Genomic DNA, 23,889 nt, shown 5'->3' on the forward strand with positions numbered 1-23,889 from the left:
GAGGTAGATAAAAATGTATGAAGTAAAATTAGACGCTTTTAGCGGTCCACTCGATTTATTGCTCCATTTAATTCAGAAATATGAAATAGATGTTTATGACATTCCAATGAAAACATTAACTGAGCAATATATGCAATATGTACATACGATGAAGCGTCTAGAAATTAATATTGCTAGTGAATATCTCGTTATGGCGTCTGAACTCTTAATGATTAAAAGTAAATTACTTCTACCTCAATCAGATGATCATGTAGAATTTGAAGAAGATCCACGTGAAGATTTAGTAGGTAGACTAATTGAATATCAAAACTATAAAGAATATACAGAAATACTTGATAGTATGAAAGCAGAACGAGATCTCTACTTTACAAAACATCCGACAGATTTATCTCATTTAGAAACTAATGAAAGTTGGGATAAATCAAACACCATTGATTTGACAGAACTGATTGTTGCTTATCAAAGAGTGAAAAATCGCGTTGAGTATCACACACCAAAAACTGTAGAAATCAGTAAAGAAACATTCACTATTGAAGAAGCAACAGAAATTGTAACGACAAGATTACGTACACAAACAGCGTTTAATTTTTTCAGCTTATTTACTTTTCATGAACCAATTGAACAAGTCGTTACGCATTTTCTTGCTATTTTAGAAATGTCTAAGGCTGGCATAATAAACATAAGTCAAAAGCAAAATTTTGATGATATTGATATTGTAAGGGGAGTGAATTATCAAGTTGGATAAACAAGCAATCTTAGAGGCATTATTATATACAGCTGGCGATGAAGGTATTGACACAAAACAATTACTAGAGATACTGGACATTACTAAACCACAATTGATTGAATTAATCGATAATTATTCATCTCATGGACTAGAAATTCATCACTACGGTCAAACTTATGTATTAACTACAAAAAAAGATGCTGCTAATTATATTGAAAAACTCGTTCAACAAAAGTCAAATATGAAATTATCACAAGCTGCAATGGAAACGTTATCAATCGTTGCTTATAATCAACCTATTACACGTAGTGATATTGAATTAATACGAGGTATTAATTCAGATGGTGCTGTTAGAACATTAGTTGCTCGTGGTATGATTGAAGCTAAAGATGTTGAACATTCAAGAAGCCATCACTTGTATACAACTGAATTATTTTTAAATGTATTTGGATTAGAAACAATAGAAGATTTACCGACTACCGAAGAAGATGATGAAGAAATGGAAGATTTCTTTAGTCAATTAGTTAATCAAAAGGGAGAATGATTATGAGCAAAGAACTAGAGCGATTGCAAAAAAGAATTGCTAATAGTGGTTATACGTCTAGAAGAAAAGCTGAAACATTGATTACTGAAGGTAAAGTCAAAGTGAATGGAGAAGTTGTCACTGAACTTGGCACAAAAGTAAAACCATCAGATCAAGTTGAAGTAGAAGGAATCAAAATGGAACAAGAAGATAAAATATATATTCTGTTTCATAAACCAGCGCAAGTCATTACTAGTGTATCAGATGACCGTGGAAGAACAGTTGTGACTGACTATTTTAAAGACTTAGATACTAGAATATATCCTGTTGGTCGTTTAGATTACGATACATCCGGAGTATTACTACTAACAAATGATGGTGAGTTCACTAATCTTATGACCCATCCACGGTACCATATACCAAAAACATATGTTGCCAAACTCAAAGGTTACCTTATGCGCGAAGAAGTAAAAGCACTTGAAGCAGGAATAGAACTTGAAGATGGTTTAACTCAACCCGCTACTGTTAAAATTAAACGCCAAGATAAAGACAAAAATACAACGTTAGTTGAGATTACCATTAGTGAAGGAAGAAATCGACAAGTACGTCGTATGTTTGAGCATTTTGGCCATAGCGTTAATAAATTAACACGTATACAATTCGGTTCACTAAATTTAAAAGGTCTTAACGCTGGAGAAGGACGCGTATTAACACCTCATGAAGTAAAAGTATTACGTCATCAAGCAGAAAACGGTAATTAGTAAGCGGTTACATGTAGTTTGCTGAAGTTAATTTTATGGTTATAAAATCATTGCTAATTTTTTCACAATCAAATTTGAAATTAGAGATTTAACAATTACCATATGCTATAATAAACAAGAAAATAGCATGTGTAGGAGGTATATGAATTAATGAGTAAGGAAATACTTATCGTAGATGATGAAGACAGAATTAGAAGATTACTCAAATTATACTTAGAGAGAGAATCTTTTAACATTCATGAGGCTAGTGACGGCAAAGAAGCCTATGAATTAGCCATGGACCACAATTATGCATGCATACTTTTAGACTTAATGCTTCCTGAAATGGATGGAATCGAGGTCGCATCAAAACTACGGGAGCATAAAGATACACCTATCATTATGCTTACTGCTAAAGGCGAAGAAACTAACCGAGTTGAAGGATTCGAATCAGGTGCTGATGATTATATTGTTAAACCATTCTCTCCACGTGAAGTGGTCTTAAGAGTGAAAGCGCTATTAAGACGTACACAATCAACAAGCGCCGAACAAAGCGAGCCTCATGCGAGAGATATCATAGAATTTAATCATTTACTTATTGATAATGATGCGCATCGTGTATTAGCTGATAATCAACAAGTTAACTTAACACCCAAAGAATATGAACTACTAATATATTTAGCTAAAACACCAAACAAAGTATTTGATAGAGAACAATTACTTAAAGAAGTTTGGCATTATGAATTTTATGGTGACTTAAGAACTGTTGATACCCATGTTAAACGCTTAAGAGAAAAACTTAATCGTGTTTCAGAAGATGCAGCACAAATGATTCAAACAGTATGGGGTGTTGGCTACAAATTTGAAGTTAGAGCTAGCGATGAGCCGACTAAATAGTGTTGTAATAAAACTGTGGTTAACTATTATCTTTATAGTAACGACAGTTTTAATTTTATTAAGTGCTGCATTAATAACTTTTATTCAATACTATTATACTGAGCAAACAGAAAAATCAATTCGTGATGATGCCAGAAGAATCAGTCAAGTTGTTGAAACATCTAAAAATAAAAAGTTAGCTATTGAACATAGCCAAAAACTGATTAGTGGTTCTGGTGGCGTTATTATTATGAAAGACAAGTCAACACATCATAATGCTAAAGAGTCACAATTAAATAATCAAATGTTGGCTAAGATTAATCAAAACGAACACTTTTCTCCAGTGTTTAATAAAGGTCAATCTGCAACTCAAAATGTAACATTAAAACATAATGACCATTCTCGTTCTTATATCTTACTGGGTTATCCTATGAAAGCTCAAAAGGGAAGTCACAGTCATTATAGTGGCGTCTTTATTTATCAGGATTTAAAATCCATAGAAGATACCAATAACGCTATTACGATTATTATTCTGATAACTGCAATTATTTTCCTAGGTATTTCAACTGTCTTCGCCTTTTTCCTATCTAATAGAATTACTAAACCACTTAGAAAGCTTAGAAATCAGGCTAAAAGTGTTTCTAAAGGGGATTATTCTCAAATTTCATCTGTAACAACTAAAGATGAAATTGGTGAACTATCTCGCGCATTAAACGACATGAGTTTCGAAATTCAGGAAAATGTTCAAGCACTATCAACCTCAAAAAATATTCGTGATAGTTTAATTAATTCAATGGCTGAAGGTGTTGTAGGTATCAATGATCATCGCGACATTATATTATCAAATAAAATGGCAGATGAAATTTTACCAACTATTGATCAATCTATGTATGAACGAATTGAAGACCAAATCGAAGATACTTTTACAAGTAAAGGCACAGAATTTCGAGAATACGATTTTGACACACGCTATTATGTCTTCATTATGAGTTACATTCCTCAGATTCAAGAAGATGGTCGCAGTGGAATTGTCGTTATTATTCGTGATATGACTAATGAGCATAACTTAGATCAAATGAAAAAAGATTTCATTGCTAATGTTTCTCATGAATTGCGTACACCTATTTCATTATTACAAGGATATACAGAATCAATTGTTGACGGTATCGTTACGGAACCAGAAGAAATTAAAGAGTCATTATCAATTGTCTTAGATGAAACGAATAGGCTCAATCGTTTAGTTAATGAATTACTCAATGTTGCAAGAATGGATGCTGAAGGGTTATCTGTTAATAAAGAGATACAACCTATTGCACCATTATTAAACAAAATACAAACAAAGTATAGACAACAAGCTAGTGATTTATCATTAAATATGTACTTAACTCCAGAAACTAATGACGCATTGTGGTACTACGATTCTGATCGAATCGATCAAGTGCTCACAAATCTTATTGATAATGCTACAAGATATACTCAACCTGGTGATACAATTTCTATTACTAGCGAAGATACTGATAAGTACAATGTGCTTCACATAAATGATACAGGCAGTGGTATTGCTCCTGAACATTTAAATCTTGTTTTTGATCGCTTTTACAAGGTTGAAGCATCCAGAACACGTGGCAAACAAGGAACCGGCTTAGGATTATTCATTTGTAAAATGATTATAGAAGAACATGGAGGTACGATCACTGTATCAAGTGTCGTTGGAGAGGGAACAACATTTACAATCAAGTTACCGAAGCCTTAATCTTCAGGCTTATTTATAAAATTTATCAAAGATAATATCACTGAATTCAGACAGGGACATAAACCCGCAAATAATAGCACAAAGATGATTTAAAATTAAAAATCGTCTTTGTGCTTTTTTATATTCAATACTTTGTATGATTGACTCGCATGCTTAGGAGACTACTTCAGCTTGCTTTGTTAAAAAATGGTTTAGTCAGTTTTTTCTGTGCTGGACTTTGACTTAATATAAAAATAAGGACGAAGGCTATTTAAGCAGAGACGTTTATGAGCCGGCCTGACCTTATATATAGTTAATATCAGTTAAAACATATTGAGATTAACTATGCACGATATATTGGCAGTAGTTGACTGAATTGAAAATATCCTTATACCAAGCTTTTTCCATCCTAGTCAACCTTTCCGATACGGAACTACGAAATCATAATGAATTCTGTCCCGCTCTCAATCATCATCTCTTACCGGGCAACTTTATTGCTTTGCGGCTAGTGTTGTCGTATGATTAATGACGTAAAATATTTTAAAATTCATCTTCGGGGTAGGGTGTAATTCCCAACCGGCAGTAAATAAAGCCTGCGACCTGCTTGTGTTCAACAAGCGGCTGATCTAGTGCGAATCTAGAGCCGACAGTATAGTCTGGATGGGAGAAGATGGAGGTTTATTTGTTGTGAACAATTTTCCTCCAATTCTTTGCAAGATGAATGGAAGGAGAAAACTACATATGCAACAAAATAAACGTCTAATAACCATTAGCATGTTAAGTGCCATTGGCTTTGTTTTGACTTTTTTAAAGTTTCCACTACCTTTTTTTCCGCCATACTTAACATTAGATTTCAGTGATGTCCCTACATTGTTAGCAACTTTTTCAATGGGTCCTATAGCAGGTATTATAGTGGCATTTATTAAAAATTTGCTTAATTTTTTCTTTAATATGGGAGACCCAGTAGGTCCTGTGGCTAATTTCTTAGCCGGTATAAGTTTCTTACTTACAGCATATTATGTTAATAAAAGAGGACATGTTGCTAATAAAGCAATGATAACTGCATTAGTCATGGCTACATTAGTTATGACCATTGTACTTAGTATTTTAAATTATTTCGTATTGTTGCCACTATATGGCATGATTTTCAACTTAGCAGATATTGTAAAAAATATAAAAATCATTATCGTCTCTGGTATCATACCGTTTAATATTATCAAAGGGGCAATCATCTCAATCATATTTATACTTTTATATCGCAGAATTAAAAGCGTACTTAAATAATTAACAGGTAAATGAAACTTTTAAAGATACGCTTGTAAATACAAAGCAGGCAATGCTCCCATTTGAGAAACATTGCCTGCAATTATTATAATTAATATTTTGCTTTAACTACTAATCTACTATATATAAAATAGCTATGTGCTATTCGAATTTTAAAGCATCACCATCAAAAGGTTCTTCTTCTATTTTGATGGAATCAGTTGGACAACCTTCTAAGGCATCTTCCATATCTTCATATAACTCTTCTGGCACTTCGGCAGTACCTTGGTTATCATCAAGGATTACGAAAGCAATACCTTCATCGTCATAATCATAAATATCTGGAGCGGCCGCACCACATGCACCACATGCAATACACGTATCCATATCAACGATTGTATATTTAGCCATTTTCATTCGCCTCCTTTGATAAACATGCTACACTAGTATAACAAATACTCATGTATACATCGAAAAAACTTTTTATTAATTTATTAGTTTCATAAGAGCGAGGGTCGAGATTGAAAGATATTATACTTTATTCTAAACAACATTCATTCACTTATAAAACAAATAAAAGCATTTTTAATTTATTAACAGGCAAAAAAACACATCAAACCTTTTTTGACGCCTGCAGTCAACAACTTTTATCATTATATCACAGTTTACCCAATTTAAAATATCCGTCTTTCGAGCGATTTATGGCACAAAATGTTAACAATGACATGACGATAAAAGTTCATCCAAGATATACGTATGATAGTTTAGTACATACTTTCAATTGTATTCAATTACTTATTCAAACGTTGTCAAACACGCAACAAAAGGTCTATTCATTTATACCTATTTCACAGCATGGCCTTATCCAAAGAAAAGTTAAACAAATCTACTACTATATAAAAAAAGAAGATAAGGATAGCGCATTTATCACTGAGCTAAATCAATTATTTAAAGCTCTATATACAAATAATAACAATTATTGTTGTCTACATTATTATTTACAAGGCTATGAAGAACCAATGTATACCCGTCAACAAATCAGTTTGATTGAAAGTATACCTGAACAGCATTTATTTAACCTAGAAATGAACGAACTTGTAACACTAATGTATGAACTAGAAATAGAATATCGTTATCCAATACTTAGTCAATGTATCATTAAACCGTCATTATTACATAAAACACACATAACCCAACAACAATTAAAACAACGTTTTTCAATGACGCAAATTGCTCAAAAACAACACGTCAAACTGAATACAATCGAAGATCATATACTAGAGTTATTTATTAAAGGTTATATCACTCATTATTTTGATTTCATATCTGAAGACGGTTTCCATCAATTTAATGAATTTTATAACAAACATCGTGGAGAGCGATTAAAAGCATATAAACAGGCTTTCCCAAACTTGTCTTATTTTGAAATAAAACTAATGATTGTTGGAATTGAAAGAGGTGAGCTTATTGCTAGAGGATAAATTAAAATCCTGGTTTGGTTTTGATAACTTTAAAGCAGGACAAAAGGAAATTATTAAAAGTGTATTAGATTCAAATCATACATTGGGCATTTTACCGACTGGTAGCGGTAAAAGTCTATGTTATCAAATGGCTACTTATGAATTACAGCAATCAACTTTAATTATTTCCCCGCTTATTTCTTTGATGGACGATCAGGTTGCACAATTAAAAATGAGTGGAGAACAGTCTGTTGCATACATTCATTCAGGTATGGATGATAATGAAAAAAACTGGAATATGAAACGCTTAGCGAAGAGTCGCTTTATATTTTTAAGTCCTGAATTTATATTACAACCTCAAAACTTCAAACTAATTTCAACTATCGATTTTGGTCTTATTGTACTAGATGAAGCACATTGTATCTCTGAATGGGGATATGACTTCAGACCGCATTATGCGCTTATTAGTAAAATAACCAACTATTATAAAAATGCTACCATCCTTGCGCTAACTGCTACTGCTCCGCCACATTTGGAACAGGATTTAAATCAGCTGTTAAATGTGTCATTTCATGTTATCAAAACACATATGAATAGACCTAATATTAGTTTTCAGCACATTAACTTTAGAAATGATCAAGAAAAAATGAATTGGTTAATGCACTACATAGAACAATCTGGTCCAACAATTATTTATGTTTCGTCTAAAAAAATGTGTGTTGAATTAGCCAAGACTATATATAAACATGGGTATTTAACAGGGATATACCATGGTGATTTATCTTATCAAGAACGACAAACCGTCCAACAACAATTTATCAATAATGATATACCAGTCATTGTAGCAACTAGTGCATTTGGTATGGGAGTCAATAAAAAGGATATTCGCACGGTTATTCATTTTCATCTATCTACCAGTCCGTCTAGTTATCTCCAAGAAATAGGAAGAGCAGGGCGTGATCAGCAACCGAGCCAAGCAATTAGCCTATTTCAACCAGATGATCGCTATTTATTAGAAACCATCCTTTTTGCAGATATGATTTTACCTTATGATATTGACTGCTACGAACTTGGTGCAAACATTGAGCCATTGAAGCAAGATATATTAGAAATCTTACATTCTCATTTCACTTATGCACAACTTAAACAGATTTTCCAAATAGCACAAGAGAGAAAACAACTCGCACTTAATCGTATGCTTAGTTATAGCCAACTTGATCAATGTCGTCGAAAATACTTATTAGAATTTTTTGGAGAAGTCCCTGATATTCCATCTATATGTTGTGACCATGATACTGATATAAAACCGCTTAAAATTTATAATCGAAAAAAGGTCAAACGTCAAATGTCTTATGAAGATAAACTTAAAAATTTATTTCTTAGCTAAGTACTTCCTTTGCTATAAATATTTAGTAACGCTATAATTATTGTAATAAATTGTATTTATAAGTACATATTATAAATTTTCTTGGGTAAACTATAACTAACAATAATTAATTCGCAGTAGAGAAAGGATGATGAGTGTGTCTAATAATTTTAAAGATGATTTTGAAAAAAACCGTCAATCAATTGACACGAATCAGCACGAAGATAAATCAGAACACCACACAGAAGAACACACAACAAATGAAAAGGAGCAAGTACAAGAAAATTTAGACAACAACCAACAATTTCCACCCCGAAATGCACAACGTCGTCAACGTAAACGTCAGCGGAACACCAAAAGCAATCAAGATAAACAAGTTCATAACTATAATGAAAAAGACAATCAAAACCATCAAACGGAAGATGAAAGACAACCATCACATGATTCAACTAAACCGCAACAAGAAGCAAAGCCAACAGAACACAAAAATGCGAATTCTCAGAACCGTAAAGGTGCGGCCAGTGCAAGTGTTGGCGCAGCAAGTCATGATAATAAGGAATCAGTAAGCAATAGACACGATACTCGAAATACTGGCGAACAACAAAGCAACAAACAAAACAATCAAAGTACTCAAAATGAATCTAAGCAAGCAATAGCAGATGATGATCAAGCGCAAAATAATCCAGAAAAAAAGTCGTCTAAATTAGACAAAACAACAGCTGCAGGCGTTGGGGCTGCTGGAGCCGCTGGAATAGGTGCATCAGCAAATCATAACAATAAAAATAACAATGATGATTCTACCCAACAAGAAAACAAACATAGATTAACCCAAAATGATAAGAAAAAGGCTGCAGGTAGTGGTACAGCAGGTGCAGCTGGAGCAGCAAGTCAAAACAATCATTACAACAATACGAACAGACCGGAGCATCATGATGATAAGGAATCGAACAAACGTGGAATTAAAGGCTTATTGTTGCCATTATTAGCTTTATTGCTTGTGCTTGCCGCGCTAGCTATCTTTTTAGGTATGTATTTGAATAAAGATCACGGTGATAATCAAGCAGATGACAATCAAAAAGTAGCACAACAAGATAAGAAAGATAAAGCTAGTAACAATGATAAAAGCAACAAAGAAAAATCAGATAGTAAAGATAAAAAAGATGATAATAGTAGTAACAATGCATCAAATGATGACAACAATTCTGAAGCAAACTCTGATAACGCATCAGCTAATAATTCAAACGGTGTAAATAATCAAGCTAACAATCAAAATGCGCAACAACAACAAAACGGAGCGTCACAGTCAAATAGCGCACAAGGCCAACAAACGCATACCGTTGTTGGTAACCAAAATCTTTATCGTATCGCCATTCAATATTATGGTAATGGTTCTCCAGAAAATGTTAATAAAATAAAAGCCGCAAACGGCTTAACAAGTAATAACATTTCTAATGGACAACATTTAGTTATACCAAGATAAGACAAATAAATAACCAAAACGATACGTCTAAAAAAGGTACCTTCAAAAATATAACCATATAAAAATATATATTGACAGTAATTGACTGGATTGAAAATACGCTTATAATAAGCTCTTTCCAACCCTAGTCAACCTTACCGGGGCGGGACAGAATTCATTATGAATTCATAGTCCCGCTCTTTTTTAATCATATTCATTGCTAAATCTCTTTTAAATACATCAAACAATTTTATTTAGAAATAAGAAACCAACTGCTATAATAATTAAGGGGTTAAAGGAGGCCATAAAAATGCAAAGTTATGAAAGTATTATTATTGGAGGAGGCCCATGTGGTTTAAGTGCAGCTATAGAACAAAAAAAGAAAGGTATTGAAACCTTAGTCATTGAAAAAGGTAATGTTGTTGATTCAATATACAAATATCCTACACATCAAACATTCTTTTCTTCAAGTGACAAACTAAGTATAGGTGATATTCCATTTATTGTTGAAGAAAGTAAACCGCATCGTAATCAAGCACTCGTATACTACCGTGAAGTAGTCAAACACCATCAATTAAATGTACACGCCTTTGAAGAAGTTTTAACGGTTAAAAAAATTGACAATAAATTTACTATAACGACTACTAAAGATGTATATCAATGTAAATTCTTAACTGTCGCTACAGGATACTATGGTCAGCATAATCAATTAGAAGCTGAAGGTGCAAATTTAGCTAAAGTTTTTTACTATTTTAAAGAAGCACATCCATATTTTGATCAAAATGTTGTGGTCATTGGCGGTAAAAATTCTGCTGTTGATGCTGCACTGGAATTAGAAAAAGCAGGTGCTAATGTTACCGTATTATATAGAGGAGACCGTTATTCAGCCGCTATTAAACCGTGGATTTTGCCAAACTTCGAATCATTGGTTAATCATGAGAAAATAAAGATGGAATTTAATGCAACAGTAGAAAAGATTAGCGAAACTACCGTTACATATAAAAAAGATGGTAAGCTTATCGAAATACCAAATGACTATGTTTTTGCTATGATTGGATATCATCCTGATTATGACTTTTTAGAGTCAATCGGAATTGAAATTAATACAAACGAATATGGCACTGCACCAGTCCATAATAAAGAAACTTATGAAACAAATGTAGAAAACTGTTATATTGCAGGGGTCATCACTGCTGGAAATGACAATAATTCGATTTTTATTGAAAACGGAAAATACCATGGTGGCGTCATTACACAAAGCATTTTAACTAAAAAGCAAACACCTTTAGAGACTTAACCATTTATAAATACAACATAATAAAAAAAGCTATGAAGAAATTTTATGCTCATTGATTTCTTCATAGCTTTTTTATTTTAGAGAAGACTAGACCTATATTTTTTCCTTTTGAAACCCCAATTTAATTTATATTTTTTCTTTCAATAGTTTAAGTTAAATTTTTGACGTTTATTAGTCATAACTCATATTTTTATCTATAATCTTATATTTTATTTACACTAATGAATATTTTGTAGTTTAATATACAATTTAATAATTTTTGTTCATTGAAATTATTCATACTAAGCGTAACATGGTTTCTATACAAGTTGTCTATAAATAGTCGAGTTGTATAGAAGTTTAAAAATTGGAGGCGTTTATTTATGGTTAAACGTAGTGGATATATAGACATTCATCATCATATTATTCCCGAAATTTATTTAAAAGCATTAAATGATAGTGGCATCGATAAAGCTGGTGGACTTAAAATAAAAAAATGGGAACCCCAAGATAGCATTGAGATGATGGATCGGTTAGGTATCGAGGCGGGTATTACTTCTATTTCTGATCCTGCTCTTGAACCATTAGATCCAGAAAAAAGGAAAGACGTAGCAAGAAATATTAACGAACTTCAAGCAAAACTCATCAATGATTATCCAAATCGTTTTGGAGCATTCGCTACTTTACCACTTCCTGACGTTGAAGGCGCTATAGAAGAGGCAATTTATGCTTTAGATACGCTGAAATTAGATGGTGTAGCATTGTTGTCAAACTATAGTGAATCATTTTTAGGAGATCCTGAATTTGAGGATTTAATGAGAGTTTTAAATGACAGACAAGCAGTTGTCTTTATTCATCCAAGTACACCGCCAGATTATGTACCCCGACCAAAATACATGCCAGTCGACTTTATGGCTGAGTTTACATTTAATACTACACGAGCAGCTGCTAATCTGATTTTGAGTGGAACGATGGACCGACATCCTAATATTAAAATTATTTTAGCTCATGCAGGTGGCACACTTCCATATCTAACATGGCGAATTAATCAATGTTACGAACTTATTAAACAAACAATGGATAATAGTAAATATGTAACTCTTTCTAAATCACCTGAAGACTATATAAGTGATTTTTATTACGATACTGCGTTATCAACACAGTTAGCAACATTCAAAGCATTAGATGAGACAACAACAGATGATCATATTCTATTTGGTAGTGACGCCCACTATGCACCTGAAAAAATTGACAAATTAATGATTAACACTATAGAAAATGATGCTAATTTTAACCCTCAAAAGATTGAAGATGTTAAAAGAAATAATGCACTCACATTATTCCCAAGATTTAAAGATAGTTTTTAGTTAATGTTAATACTAGCGCAGGAGGGAACAGGACAGCGTTCATTATGAATTCGTAGTCCCGCCCCGGCAAAGGTTGACTAGAATTGAAAAAGGTTGGTATCAGCGTATTTTCAATCCAGTCAACTACTGCCAGTATTTAGTTGATAGCCTAAAACATAATAATATCCCGGATCTACTACCCATATAAAATAATTAAGTTTCCATATTTAATTCTAATTATTCATTGTTTAAAATAATTAACTACATAAAGTATTCTAACTAGACTTATCAACCTTATTTATTATTAAACATTAAAAATTGAAATAACTATTCAATTGTTTAAGTGTTAATTGATTACTCAAGCCAACTAATAATTTTAATCTCGCTTTAGGCCCATTCAATCCATTTGAAAAAATGCAACCTCTCGATTCTAAATCATAACCACCGCCTTCATAAGCATAAGTCGGACTTACAATACCATTGAATGAACGAGAAACAATTATTACAGGGATTTGCTGTTGTATACAACGTTCTAATCCAGCTAAACATGTTGTTGGTAAATTTCCTTGTCCTAACGCTTCTATAACAATGCCATCAACTTGTTGCTGAGCATAAAAGTTAAAAATATCACTACTTATTCCTAAATACGCTTTAATCAAAGGTACTACAAGGTCGGCATTCACTTTTGAGTATACAGTCTGCTGATATGGACGGTGATGGAACTGAACATTATCTTTTGTTAAGACACCTAATGGGCCATGATTAGGACTTTGAAAAGTATTGATATTAGATGTGTGCGTTTTTGTTACGTTACGTGCAGTATGAATTTCATTATTAAACACAACCATTACACCTTTATTCTGCGCCTCTTTAGACGTTGCAACCCTAATGGCACTTATAAAATTATATAAGCCATCCGAACCAATTTCATTTGAGGAACGCATTGCACCCGTAATAACAATTGGAGCCTCAATGCTAATAATTAAATCCAGTAAAAAAGCTGTTTCTTCTAAAGTATCTGTACCATGAGTTATAACGAATCCATCATATTCATTATTGATATTTGCAGATTCAATAATATCTTTTAACTGAATAATATGTTCAATAGTTATTTGTGGGGAGGGCACATTAAAAGGATGTACCTCTTGGATGTCAGCATATTGCTGTATCAATGATTCATGTTGAGAAATTGGATTATTATTGTTAGTTATCACTTTATTTAAGTGATTTTGTGACATACTAATCGTTCCGCCTGTATGAATGACAAGTAACTTTTTCATATGTGTCCTCCTAGTTATCATTTACATATTTATGATAAAATATTATAAATAAAACAACAAGGTAGGTAATTTAATAATGGCTTCAATTAATATTGCGTTGGATGGACCAGCAGCAGCAGGAAAAAGCACGATTGCAAAGCGTGTTGCAACTCAATTAAAAATGATATATGTGGATACTGGTGCTATGTATCGGGCATTAACATATAAATATTTAAAACTAAATAAAACGGAAGACTTCGAAGATTTAATCCAACATACAACCTTGCAGCTTACATATGACCCTGAAAAAGGCCAACGCATCCTTCTTGATGACGAAGATGTTACAGATTTTTTGCGTGATAACGAAGTCACGAGTCACGTGTCATATGTCGCATCAAAGGCACCAATTCGAAAATTCGCAGTTAAAATCCAACAAAAACTTGCACATCAAAAAGGGATTGTTATGGATGGTAGAGACATTGGTACCGTAGTTCTACCTGATGCAGAACTTAAAGTGTATATGATAGCTTCCGTTGAAGAGCGTGCTGAACGTCGTCAAAAAGATAATGAACAACGCGGCATTGAATCTAATATCGAACAATTAAAGATTGATATTGCTGAACGTGATCAATATGACATGAACCGAGAAATTTCACCACTAAAAAAAGCTACAGATGCCATTACATTAGATACAACAGGAAAATCAATCGAAGAAGTTACAGATGAAATTTTAAATTTGGTAGACAAAATTAAATAATGTTACTAGCAACTATGATTAACGTTTAAAATCATAGTTGCTTTTCTTTTATCAAAAGTACATTAAGGCATATAATAAAGTTGTATATATTACGTGTATATATCAATTAAAGACCTAAAAATTACTTTTTAAATTCTTGAATATTCAATAATCTTTTTCATTACTTTTTTCAAGAAGCTCTGACAAGTTTATGTTTCATGATTCGCATGAGAAGGAATTTCTTGACAATTCTGTCATATTATAAGATGTTATAATTATGTAGTGTATAAGGAGGCAAACAAGATGACTGAAGAATTCAACGAATCAATGATCAATGATATAAAAGAAGGTGACAAAATCACCGGTGAAGTTCAACAAGTTGAAGATAAACAAGTTGTAGTTCACATTAATGGTGGTAAATACAATGGTATCATTCCAATAAGTCAACTTTCTACACATCATATTGATAATCCAAATGAAGTAGTTAGCGTAGGTGACAGCATCGAAGCGTATGTCACTAAAATTGAAGTTGATGAAGAAAATGAATCAGGTGCTTACATTCTATCTAAAAGACAACTTGAAACTGAAAAATCCTATGAATACTTACAAGAGAAACTTAATAACGATGAAGTAATTGAAGCAAAAGTTACTGAAGTAGTTAAAGGCGGTTTAGTGGTAGACGTAGGTCAACGAGGCTTTGTGCCCGCTTCACTTATTTCAACAGATTTTATCGAAGACTTCTCTGTGTTTGACGGTCAAACTATTAAAATTAAAGTCGAAGAATTAGAACCGGAAAAAAATAGAGTCATTTTAAGCCGTAAAGCTGTAGAACAAGCAGAAAATGAAGTTAAAAAAGCATCTTTACTTGATTCTCTTAATGCTGGAGACGTTATTAAAGGTAAAGTAGCACGTTTAACAAACTTTGGTGCCTTTATTGATATTGGTGGTGTAGATGGACTTGTACATGTATCAGAACTTTCACATGAACATGTAGATTCTCCTGAAGACGTTGTTAGTGTAGGACAAGAAGTAGAAGTGAAAGTCAAATCTGTAGAGAAAGATTCAGAACGTATTTCTCTGTCTATCAAAGACACACTTCCAACACCTTTCGAACGCATTAAAGGCCAATTCCATGAAGATGATGTTATCGAAGGTACAGTTGTAAGATTAGCTGCTTTTGGTGCCTTTGTTGAAGTAGCACCAGGTGTTCAAGGATTAGTCCATATTTCAGAAATAGACCATAAACACATCGGTTCTCCAAGTGAAAAACTTGAACCTGGCCAACAAGTCAATGTCAAAATTCTTGGTGTTGACGAAGATAATGAACGTATTTCACTTTCAATTAAAGCAACTTTACCTAATGAAGATGTCATTGAAAGTGATGAGGCAACAACACAATCTTATATAGATAATGATAGCGATGATGACAATCCAACATTAGGAGATATGTTCAGAGACAAATTTAAAGATTTAAAATTCTAATTCGTTATTTTTATAATCCGTTTTTATTTAGTCCAGTTAAGGTATCTACTTTAATTGGGCTATTATTATTTTAAAAATGATGTGATGCTATAGCTCTAGAAATTAATGTTTATTTGATTTAAAGTACGCATATGATAAAATTATAGAGATTTAAGAAAGAGAGGAATTAACAAATGACTAAACCTGTAGTAGCAATTGTAGGTAAGCCAAATGTAGGCAAGTCTACAATTTTTAACAGAGTAGTCGGTGAACGTGTATCTATAGTAGAAGATACTCCTGGTGTCACACGTGACCGTATCTATTCTTCAGGCGAATGGTTAACTCATGAATTCAATATCATTGATACAGGTGGTATAGAAATCGGAGATGCGCCATTTCAAACTCAAATCAGAGCACAAGCGGAAATTGCAATTGACGAAGCTGATGTTATCATTTTTATGGTTAATGTACGTGAAGGTTTAACTCAAAGTGATGAAATGGTTGCTCAAATTTTATATAAATCTAAAAAACCAGTTGTTCTTGCAGTAAATAAAGTCGATAATCCAGAAATGAAAACTGATATTTATGACTTTTACGCTTTAGGTTTTGGCGAACCTTATCCAATTTCTGGTTCCCACGGCTTAGGCTTAGGTGATTTACTCGACGAAGTTGTTAAGCACTTCAATAAAGAAACTGAGGATCCATATGATGAAGATACAATTAGACTTTCAATTATCGGACGTCCAAATGTTGGAAAATCAAGTTTAGTGAATGCCATTCTTGGAGAAGAACGCGTTATTGTTTCTAATGTAGCGGGTACAACTCGAGATGCAATCGATACTGAGTATACTTATGATAACCAAGATTATGTCTTAATAGATACAGCAGGTATGCGCAAAAAAGGGAAGGTTTACGAGTCTACCGAAAAATATTCAGTTTTACGTGCATTAAAAGCAATTGAACGGTCTAATGTCGTTCTTATTGTTATTGATGCTGAAGAAGGTATTATCGAGCAAGACAAACGCGTTGCAGGTTATGCACATGAAGAAGGAAAAGCGGTCGTAATTGTTGTCAATAAATGGGACACTGTCGAAAAAGATAGTAAAACAATGAAAAAATTTACAGATGATATTCGTAAAAACTTTCAATTTTTAGATTATGCACAAATTGCATTTGTTTCAGCCAAAGAGCGACAAAGATTACGTACACTGTTCCCTTATATCAATGAAGCAAGCGAAAATCATAAAAAACGTGTTCAAAGCTCTACACTAAATGAAGTAGTTACAGATGCGATTTCAATGAATCCAACACCTACAGATAAAGGTCGCCGTTTAAATGTTTTCTATGCTACTCAAGTAGCAATTGAACCACCAACCTTCGTTATATTTGTTAACGATGTTGAATTGATGCATTTTTCTTATAAACGCTATTTAGAAAACCAAATTCGTGATGCTTTTGGTTTTGAAGGCACGCCGATTCATATTATTCCAAGAAAACGAAATTAAAGAAAGTGAGGATCATTATGACAAAGATATCTATTTTTGGTATGGGAAGTTTTGGAACCGCATTAGCAAATGTACTAGCTGAAAACGGCCATGATGTATTAATGTGGGGGAAAAATGAACAAAATGTAAATAATCTAAATGAACATCATATGAATCCACAATATCTTAAAGAAGCTAAACTTTGTGATAGCATTAAAGCTACAACTGATATTAATCAAGCTATACAATTTTCAGACGTTTTTCTGATGGCTTTACCAACAAAAGCGATGCGAGAAGTAGCAGGTGAAATTGATCAGCACTTATCTTCTAAAAAAACATTTATTCATGTCGCAAAAGGAATTGAAAATGGCACATTCAAACGTGTATCAGAAATGTTGGAAGATACAATTGCTCCAGAACATAATGCAGGTATAGGTGTCTTATCAGGGCCAAGTCATGCAGAAGAAGTCGTGATTAAACAACCAACTACAGTAGCTGCATCTTCAAAAGATGAAGCAGTTAGTCAACTCATTCAAGACTTATTTATGAATGATTATTTACGCGTTTATACAAACAACGATTTAATTGGTGTTGAATTAGGTGGCGCATTAAAAAATATTATTGCAGTAGCAAGTGGAATTGTAGCAGGACTTAACTTTGGCGATAATGCTAAAGCAGCATTAATGACTCGCGGTTTAGCAGAAATTAGTCGTTTAGGGGAAAAGTTAGGTGCTGATCCTATGACGTTTTTAGGGTTGGGTGGAATAGGTGATTTAATCGTAACATGTACATCAACACATTCTCGTAACTTTACTCTAGGATACAAATTAGGTCAAGGTAAAACGATGGACGAAGCATTAAATGAAATGAATATGGTTGTAGAAGGTATATACACTACAGAATCTGTTTACCATTTAGCTAAATCGCTCCACGTTGATATGCCTATTACCAATGCTTTATATGAAGTATTATTTGAAAACGAACCTGTTAAAGATGGCGTAAAAAAATTAATGGGAAGAGATAAAAAATCGGAATAATGTGTATTTTTACACTATAAATGCATATTAACTTAAAAACTTATCAATAAATCGCTCTATTTCAAGGTTTATCGCACATAAATTATTGCGGTTATTAGTCTCATTGTGTTAAAGTCATACCATAATGGTATTAAGTTATCATTATCATTTATCAGGAGGTGAATCTGATATGAACAAAACAGATTTAATTAATGCAGTTGCAGAACAAGCTGACTTAACTAAAAAACAAGCTGGTTCAGCTGTAGATGCTGTTTTCGAATCAATCCAAACTTCTTTATCTAAAGGTGAAAAAGTTCAATTAATTGGTTTCGGAAACTTTGAGGTACGTGAACGTGCTGCACGTAAAGGACGTAACCCTCAAACTGGCAAAGAAATCGAAATACCTGCAAGTAAAGTACCAGCATTTAAAGCTGGTAAAGCATTAAAAGATGCTGTTAAATAGTTTACTTATTAAAGCCCTTTTAAAAGGGCTTTTTTATTTATAGTTAAAAATGCATAAATAACATAAGTTTCGTTACAATTAAACTTTAAAATCTAATTGTACTCCGTCTCTACTGTATTCAAATATCACAGGTTGATCAAAATAAGAAAATTTTAATATTTATTAACAACATGCTCATGCGTTTTAACTTTGACATCAGATAGAAGTTCTATCTTTATTTAATTTTCAAGCAGATAATGTTAAGATGTATATTGATAATATCGTGAGGTGTGAAAATGGAAACGACTATAAGTAAACTAAATAAACAAATTGATGTTAGGTTAAAGGGTATATCAGACTATGAGCCAATCCATATTAACCAAAAGCTTGGTAGTTTATTAGATAAATACGATATCCCTGAACAAGCGAAACTTGCATGCCTCACAATTGATACATCAATGAGACATCTAGATGGTATAACAGATAATAACTTATCAAAACATTCTATACTTATTGGTGACTTACTAAGTGCCCATTTTTATACATTGTTAGCTGATTTAAATGAACCAGCTTTTCAATTATCAATGAGTAAGGCAATTATAACAGTAAATGAAATCAAGTCTTCTTTGCATCAGCAAACACTTTCCGAAGAAGAAGTCACAGATGCTATCATAAAGATAGAAGCGATATTTCCCCAAATCACGATATCTTATTTTAGTGAAGAAATTGACATAGCAAATATCTATAAGTATCTTTTTGAAGATATTGAAACATATTATCCATCATATTTAAAAATGTATAGCAAAGAAAAAGCAAAAATTGATATTCAAAAAATTAATCAAAGTTTTATAGAAAAAAAGTAGAGGTAAATCATAATGGCTGACAATAATGCAAAAAAAGAACAAGTACATACCGTTTTTCAAAATATTTCGCAAAAATATGATCGCTTAAACAATATTATTAGCTTTGAACAACATAAAGTTTGGCGTAAACATGTAATGAAAGAAATGCGTGTTAAAAAAGACAGCGTTGCATTGGACGTATGCTGTGGAACGGCAGATTGGACAATTGCATTAAGCAAAGCAGTCGGCCCTAACGGTGAGGTTACTGGACTTGATTTTAGTGAAAATATGTTAAAAGTTGGAAAAGAAAAAACTTCCGCTATGGATAATGTTCATCTTGTTCATGGTGATGCTATGCATTTGCCTTTTGAAGATGACTCTTTTGACTATGTAACAATAGGTTTTGGTTTACGTAATGTACCAGATTATTTAGGCGCTCTGAAAGAAATGCATCGCGTACTAAAACCAGGCGGTATGGTTGTGTGCCTAGAAACTAGTCAACCTACAATGCCTGTTTTCAAACAAGTTTACAAATTATATTTTAGATTCGTTATGCCTATTTTTGGCAAACTCTTTGCAAAATCTAAAGAAGAATACGAATGGCTACAACAATCAACATTTAATTTTCCAGATAAAGAAAAGTTAAAACGACTATTTAGTCAAGCTGGTTTTAGTAACATTAAAGTACGTAGCTTTACAGGTGGCGTTGCTGCAATGCACCTTGGCTATAAAGAAAAAAGTTCTACCAAAGGTGATTAACGTGGCAAAGTTAAACATAAATAATGAAATTAAAAAAGTAAATAACCTTCTTGAACAAATAATCAAAAGTAATGATACTGTGCTTGAAGAAGCATCTCTTCATTTATTGTCATCTGGAGGCAAAAGAGTGAGACCAGCATTTGTTATACTGAGTAGTCAATTTGGTAAATCAAAACAGTCAGAAGATACATATAAAGTAGCTGTAGCATTAGAACTCATCCATATGGCAACACTTGTGCATGACGATGTAATTGACAAAAGTGATAAACGCAGAGGTCGATTAACAATTTCTAAAAAGTGGGACCAAACTACCGCTATTTTAACTGGCAATTTTTTATTAGCGCTAGGCTTAGAACAATTATCAGAAGTTAATCATCCGCGAATTCATACCATTATTTCTACATCTATAGTGGATGTTTGTCGTGGAGAACTATTTCAATTCCAAGATCAATTCAACAGTAACCAAACAATATCTAATTATTTAAGACGTATTAATCGTAAAACTGCTCTATTGATTCAATTGGCTACAGAGGTAGGCGCTTTAACATCTAATGCCTCTCAACAAACCGTTTATAAATTAAAAATGATTGGTCATTACATAGGTATGAGTTTCCAAATTATAGATGATATTCTTGATTTCACAAGTTCTGAAAATAAATTAGGGAAACCCGTTGGCAGTGATCTAATGAACGGACATATTACATTACCTGTATTACTTGAAATGCGACGTAACAGTCAATTCAAGAAAAAAATAACAGATTTAACATCCGAAAGCCCTAAAGAGCATTTCGAAATATGTATCCAAGATATACGAAATTCTGAGAGTATTCATGAAGCTAAAGAAGTAAGTGATCATTATTTAGATAAAGCATTAAAACTTATAGATAGTTTAAACGAGCCACATGCTCAAAATTTATTCCGAAAATTAATTAAAAAAATGGGTTCCCGAGAAATATAAGCACAAATTAATATCTTGAAAGCGCTTTAAACACCTGTTACTATTAAGTTAGTAGCAGGTTTCTTACATGCTACACACACATATACATAAAAATAGTGTAAAGGATAATCATTTTTGGAACATGAAAACAGGGGGATACACAGTGGAACGAACATTTTTAATGCTAAAACCAGATGCTGTACAGCGTAATTTAATAGGAAATATTATTTCTAGAATTGAAAATAAAGGTTTAAAGCTTGTAGGCGCAAAGTTGATGACTGTACCAACTTCATTAGCCGAAGCACATTATGCCGAACATAAAGGTAAACCTTTTTACGATGGATTGATTTCATTTATCACTTCAGCTCCTGTATTTGCAATGGTAGTTGAAGGAGAGAATGCCGTTAATGTGTCTCGTCATATTATTGGTCAAACTAATCCAGCAGAAGCAGCACCAGGTTCAATTAGAGGTGATTTAGGTTTAACTGTTGGGAGAAATGTTATTCATGGTTCTGATTCATTAGCTTCGGCTGAAAGAGAAATTCATTTATGGTTTGATGAAAATGAAATCAGTAACTATTCAGCACCTAGGGATAAGTGGTTATACGAATAATTTCATAAGTTCATTTTATCCAATCTTAAGAGGTATGACATCTATATCTCTAGCAATCTAGGGCATAATTCCTAGAAAAATAGCATTCAGATGAATTCAATTCAATTCATCTGAATGCTTCTTTTTTATTCAATACGTCTCATTGATATGTAATTTTATATCAACATACTTAGAAAAGGCAATTTCAATACTATTTCAATAGAAATTTTCCTTTTTTACTTGTCTAAAAACTTTATGTCCCAGACAGTTAATTAAAGAAGATTGTTCTATAGTCATATCTATTCCTAATAGCTTGATTTAAAATAGTTACTCCCTTAATTTTTATTATTTTACTTTTCCATATATGGTAACATAAGAACATATGAGAATTATTAACATATGGGAAGGAGCTAATCATCATGAGATATTTAACATCCGGTGAATCACATGGTCCACAACTTACTGTTATTATTGAAGGTGTTCCTGCAAATTTAGCGATCAACGCAGAAGATATTAATAAGGAAATGTTTAAACGTCAAGGCGGTTATGGAAGAGGACGTAGAATGCAAATAGAAAAAGATGCCGTACAAATTGTTTCTGGCGTTAGAAATGGCTATACATTGGGAAGTCCAATTACTATTGTCGTAACAAATGATGATTTCACTCATTGGCGCAATATCATGGGTGTAGAACCAATCACAGCAAAAGAACAACAAGAAATGAAGCGAACCATTACTAAACCGAGACCAGGTCATGCCGATTTAATTGGTGGTATGAAATATAATCATAGAGATTTGAGAAATGTCTTAGAGCGTTCTTCTGCAAGAGAAACAGCTGCACGCGTAGCTGTAGGTGCAGTATGTAAACTATTATTGGCACAGCTTGGTATAAATATGTATAGTCGTGTTGTAGAGATTGGTGGTATTAAAGACAAAGCTTTATACGATCCAAACATTTTCAAATCAAATATTGATAAAAATGATGTACGTGTGGTTGATGACAAGATTGCTCAAGCAATGCGCGATAAAATAGATGAAGCTAAACGAGAAGGGGACTCAATTGGCGGTGTTGTTCAAGTGATGGTTGAACATATGCCAGTTGGTGTTGGCAGTTATGTACAATACGATAGAAAATTAGATGGTCGTATTGCTCAAGGTGTTGTTAGTATTAATGCCTTTAAAGGTGTGAGTTTCGGTGAAGGATTTAAAGCTGCTGAAAAACCTGGAAGTGCGATTCAAGATGAAATTCATTACGATAAAAATAAAGGATATTATAGAGCTACAAATCATCTAGGTGGCTTTGAAGGTGGAATGACAAACGGTATGCCACTAATTATTAATGGTGTGATGAAACCTATTCCAACATTATATAAACCTTTAAATTCTGTAGATATCAATACGAAAGAGGACTTTAAAGCAACCATTGAACGTTCAGACAGTTGTGCTGTACCTGCCGCAAGTGTGGTTTGTGAACATGTCGTTGCCTTTGAAATAGCGAAAGCAATACTTGAAGAATTTCAATCTAACCACATGGAGCAACTTGTGTCACAAATCGAAGAACGTCGTCAATTAAATATTGAATTTTAGACAAGTT

General features: G+C 32.9%; 23 protein-coding genes and 1 riboswitch. Of the genes, 21 read left to right on the plus strand and 2 right to left on the minus strand.

Annotation, left to right across the window (positions count from 1 at the left end):
* The first annotated feature begins 13 nt into the window (after nt 1–13).
* The 6 genes from AL499_RS01455 to AL499_RS01480 all read left to right on the plus strand — a co-directional run bounded on the left by AL499_RS01455 (nt 14) and on the right by AL499_RS01480 (nt 5,882).
* Nucleotides 14–745: a segregation and condensation protein A gene (locus tag AL499_RS01455; RefSeq protein WP_002459061.1), complete on the plus strand. Its 732-nt coding sequence runs from the start codon at nt 14–16 to the stop codon at nt 743–745.
* Entirely contained in the window at nt 738–1,271 is a 534-nt protein-coding gene (scpB, locus tag AL499_RS01460) for an SMC-Scp complex subunit ScpB (protein ID WP_002492337.1), read from the plus strand. The genes AL499_RS01455 and scpB overlap by 8 nt, the downstream gene beginning before the upstream one ends.
* A gap of 2 nt (nt 1,272–1,273) precedes the next feature.
* Complete coding sequence (locus AL499_RS01465) at nt 1,274–2,011, plus strand: pseudouridine synthase (protein WP_002478163.1); 738 nt, start codon at nt 1,274–1,276, stop codon at nt 2,009–2,011.
* A gap of 150 nt (nt 2,012–2,161) precedes the next feature.
* The gene (locus AL499_RS01470) at nt 2,162–2,887 is read left to right on the plus strand and encodes a response regulator transcription factor (RefSeq protein ID WP_002459064.1); all 726 of its coding nucleotides are present in this window, start codon (nt 2,162–2,164) and stop codon (nt 2,885–2,887) included.
* Nucleotides 2,871–4,619 carry an ATP-binding protein gene (locus AL499_RS01475; RefSeq protein ID WP_002492342.1) on the plus strand — a complete coding sequence of 583 codons (1,749 nt, stop codon included), beginning with the start codon at nt 2,871–2,873 and terminating at the stop codon, nt 4,617–4,619. Before AL499_RS01470 ends, AL499_RS01475 begins: the two co-directional genes overlap by 17 nt.
* Before the next feature lie 524 nt (nt 4,620–5,143).
* A riboswitch (FMN riboswitch) is annotated at nt 5,144–5,274 on the plus strand.
* A gap of 65 nt (nt 5,275–5,339) precedes the next feature.
* A complete protein-coding gene (locus AL499_RS01480) occupies nt 5,340–5,882 on the plus strand; it encodes an ECF transporter S component (RefSeq protein ID WP_002478165.1) in 543 nt (180 codons plus the stop codon).
* Nucleotides 5,883–6,023: 141 nt separating this feature from the next.
* Here the strand turns inward: AL499_RS01480 and AL499_RS01485 are convergent, their stop codons facing one another.
* A complete protein-coding gene (locus AL499_RS01485; RefSeq protein WP_002449743.1) occupies nt 6,024–6,272 on the minus strand; it encodes a ferredoxin in 249 nt (82 codons plus the stop codon).
* 110 nt (nt 6,273–6,382) lie between these two features.
* Here AL499_RS01485 and AL499_RS01490 point away from each other — a divergent pair, with 110 nt between their 5' ends.
* From AL499_RS01490 to AL499_RS01510, 5 genes are all read left to right on the plus strand, one after another.
* A complete protein-coding gene (locus AL499_RS01490) occupies nt 6,383–7,342 on the plus strand; it encodes a helix-turn-helix domain-containing protein (protein ID WP_002492332.1) in 960 nt (319 codons plus the stop codon).
* On the plus strand, nt 7,329–8,708 hold the full coding sequence (locus AL499_RS01495) for a RecQ family ATP-dependent DNA helicase (RefSeq protein ID WP_002459069.1): 1,380 nt from the start codon (nt 7,329–7,331) through the stop codon (nt 8,706–8,708). Before AL499_RS01490 ends, AL499_RS01495 begins: the two co-directional genes overlap by 14 nt.
* 130 nt (nt 8,709–8,838) lie before the next feature.
* Nucleotides 8,839–10,167: an elastin-binding protein EbpS gene (gene ebpS / locus AL499_RS01500; protein ID WP_226952583.1), complete on the plus strand. Its 1,329-nt coding sequence runs from the start codon at nt 8,839–8,841 to the stop codon at nt 10,165–10,167.
* Between the two features lie 289 nt (nt 10,168–10,456).
* Entirely contained in the window at nt 10,457–11,443 is a 987-nt protein-coding gene (gene ypdA, locus AL499_RS01505) for a bacillithiol disulfide reductase YpdA (protein ID WP_002478167.1), read from the plus strand.
* 362 nt (nt 11,444–11,805) lie between these two features.
* Complete coding sequence (locus AL499_RS01510) at nt 11,806–12,789, plus strand: amidohydrolase family protein (protein ID WP_002492335.1); 984 nt, start codon at nt 11,806–11,808, stop codon at nt 12,787–12,789.
* A 290-nt stretch (nt 12,790–13,079) separates the two neighbouring features.
* Here AL499_RS01510 and AL499_RS01515 read toward each other — a convergent pair whose 3' ends face one another.
* Nucleotides 13,080–14,048: an asparaginase gene (locus tag AL499_RS01515; RefSeq protein ID WP_037540397.1), complete on the minus strand. Its 969-nt coding sequence runs from the start codon at nt 14,046–14,048 to the stop codon at nt 13,080–13,082.
* Nucleotides 14,049–14,124: 76 nt separating this feature from the next.
* On the opposite strand from AL499_RS01515, the gene cmk reads away from it, so the two are divergent.
* The 10 genes from cmk (at nt 14,125) to aroC (ending at nt 23,882) form a co-directional block, all read left to right on the plus strand.
* Complete coding sequence (gene cmk, locus AL499_RS01520) at nt 14,125–14,784, plus strand: (d)CMP kinase (protein ID WP_002459074.1); 660 nt, start codon at nt 14,125–14,127, stop codon at nt 14,782–14,784.
* 282 nt (nt 14,785–15,066) lie between these two features.
* Nucleotides 15,067–16,245, plus strand: coding sequence for a 30S ribosomal protein S1 (rpsA, locus tag AL499_RS01525; protein WP_002492345.1), 1,179 nt, complete (start codon nt 15,067–15,069; stop codon nt 16,243–16,245).
* Nucleotides 16,246–16,418: 173 nt separating this feature from the next.
* On the plus strand, nt 16,419–17,729 hold the full coding sequence (der, locus tag AL499_RS01530; RefSeq protein ID WP_002459076.1) for a ribosome biogenesis GTPase Der: 1,311 nt from the start codon (nt 16,419–16,421) through the stop codon (nt 17,727–17,729).
* 17 nt (nt 17,730–17,746) lie between these two features.
* Complete coding sequence (locus AL499_RS01535) at nt 17,747–18,745, plus strand: NAD(P)H-dependent glycerol-3-phosphate dehydrogenase (protein ID WP_002492343.1); 999 nt, start codon at nt 17,747–17,749, stop codon at nt 18,743–18,745.
* 169 nt (nt 18,746–18,914) lie between these two features.
* Complete coding sequence (locus AL499_RS01540) at nt 18,915–19,187, plus strand: HU family DNA-binding protein (RefSeq protein WP_002478172.1); 273 nt, start codon at nt 18,915–18,917, stop codon at nt 19,185–19,187.
* 275 nt (nt 19,188–19,462) lie between these two features.
* Nucleotides 19,463–20,029 (plus strand): hypothetical protein, encoded by a 567-nt coding sequence (locus AL499_RS01545; RefSeq protein WP_002478173.1) that lies wholly within the window; start codon nt 19,463–19,465, stop codon nt 20,027–20,029.
* A gap of 12 nt (nt 20,030–20,041) precedes the next feature.
* Nucleotides 20,042–20,767, plus strand: a complete 726-nt coding sequence (locus AL499_RS01550; RefSeq protein WP_002492336.1) for a demethylmenaquinone methyltransferase — start codon at nt 20,042–20,044, stop codon at nt 20,765–20,767.
* A 1-nt stretch (nt 20,768) separates the two neighbouring features.
* Entirely contained in the window at nt 20,769–21,725 is a 957-nt protein-coding gene (locus AL499_RS01555) for a polyprenyl synthetase family protein (RefSeq protein WP_002478175.1), read from the plus strand.
* Nucleotides 21,726–21,867: 142 nt separating this feature from the next.
* Nucleotides 21,868–22,317 carry a nucleoside-diphosphate kinase gene (gene ndk, locus AL499_RS01560; RefSeq protein ID WP_002492333.1) on the plus strand — a complete coding sequence of 150 codons (450 nt, stop codon included), beginning with the start codon at nt 21,868–21,870 and terminating at the stop codon, nt 22,315–22,317.
* A gap of 398 nt (nt 22,318–22,715) precedes the next feature.
* Nucleotides 22,716–23,882: a chorismate synthase gene (aroC, locus tag AL499_RS01565; RefSeq protein WP_002492340.1), complete on the plus strand. Its 1,167-nt coding sequence runs from the start codon at nt 22,716–22,718 to the stop codon at nt 23,880–23,882.
* Nucleotides 23,883–23,889: the final 7 nt, after the last annotated feature.

It is taken from the genome of Staphylococcus lugdunensis (assembly GCF_001558775.1).
Taxonomy (GTDB): domain Bacteria; phylum Bacillota; class Bacilli; order Staphylococcales; family Staphylococcaceae; genus Staphylococcus; species Staphylococcus lugdunensis.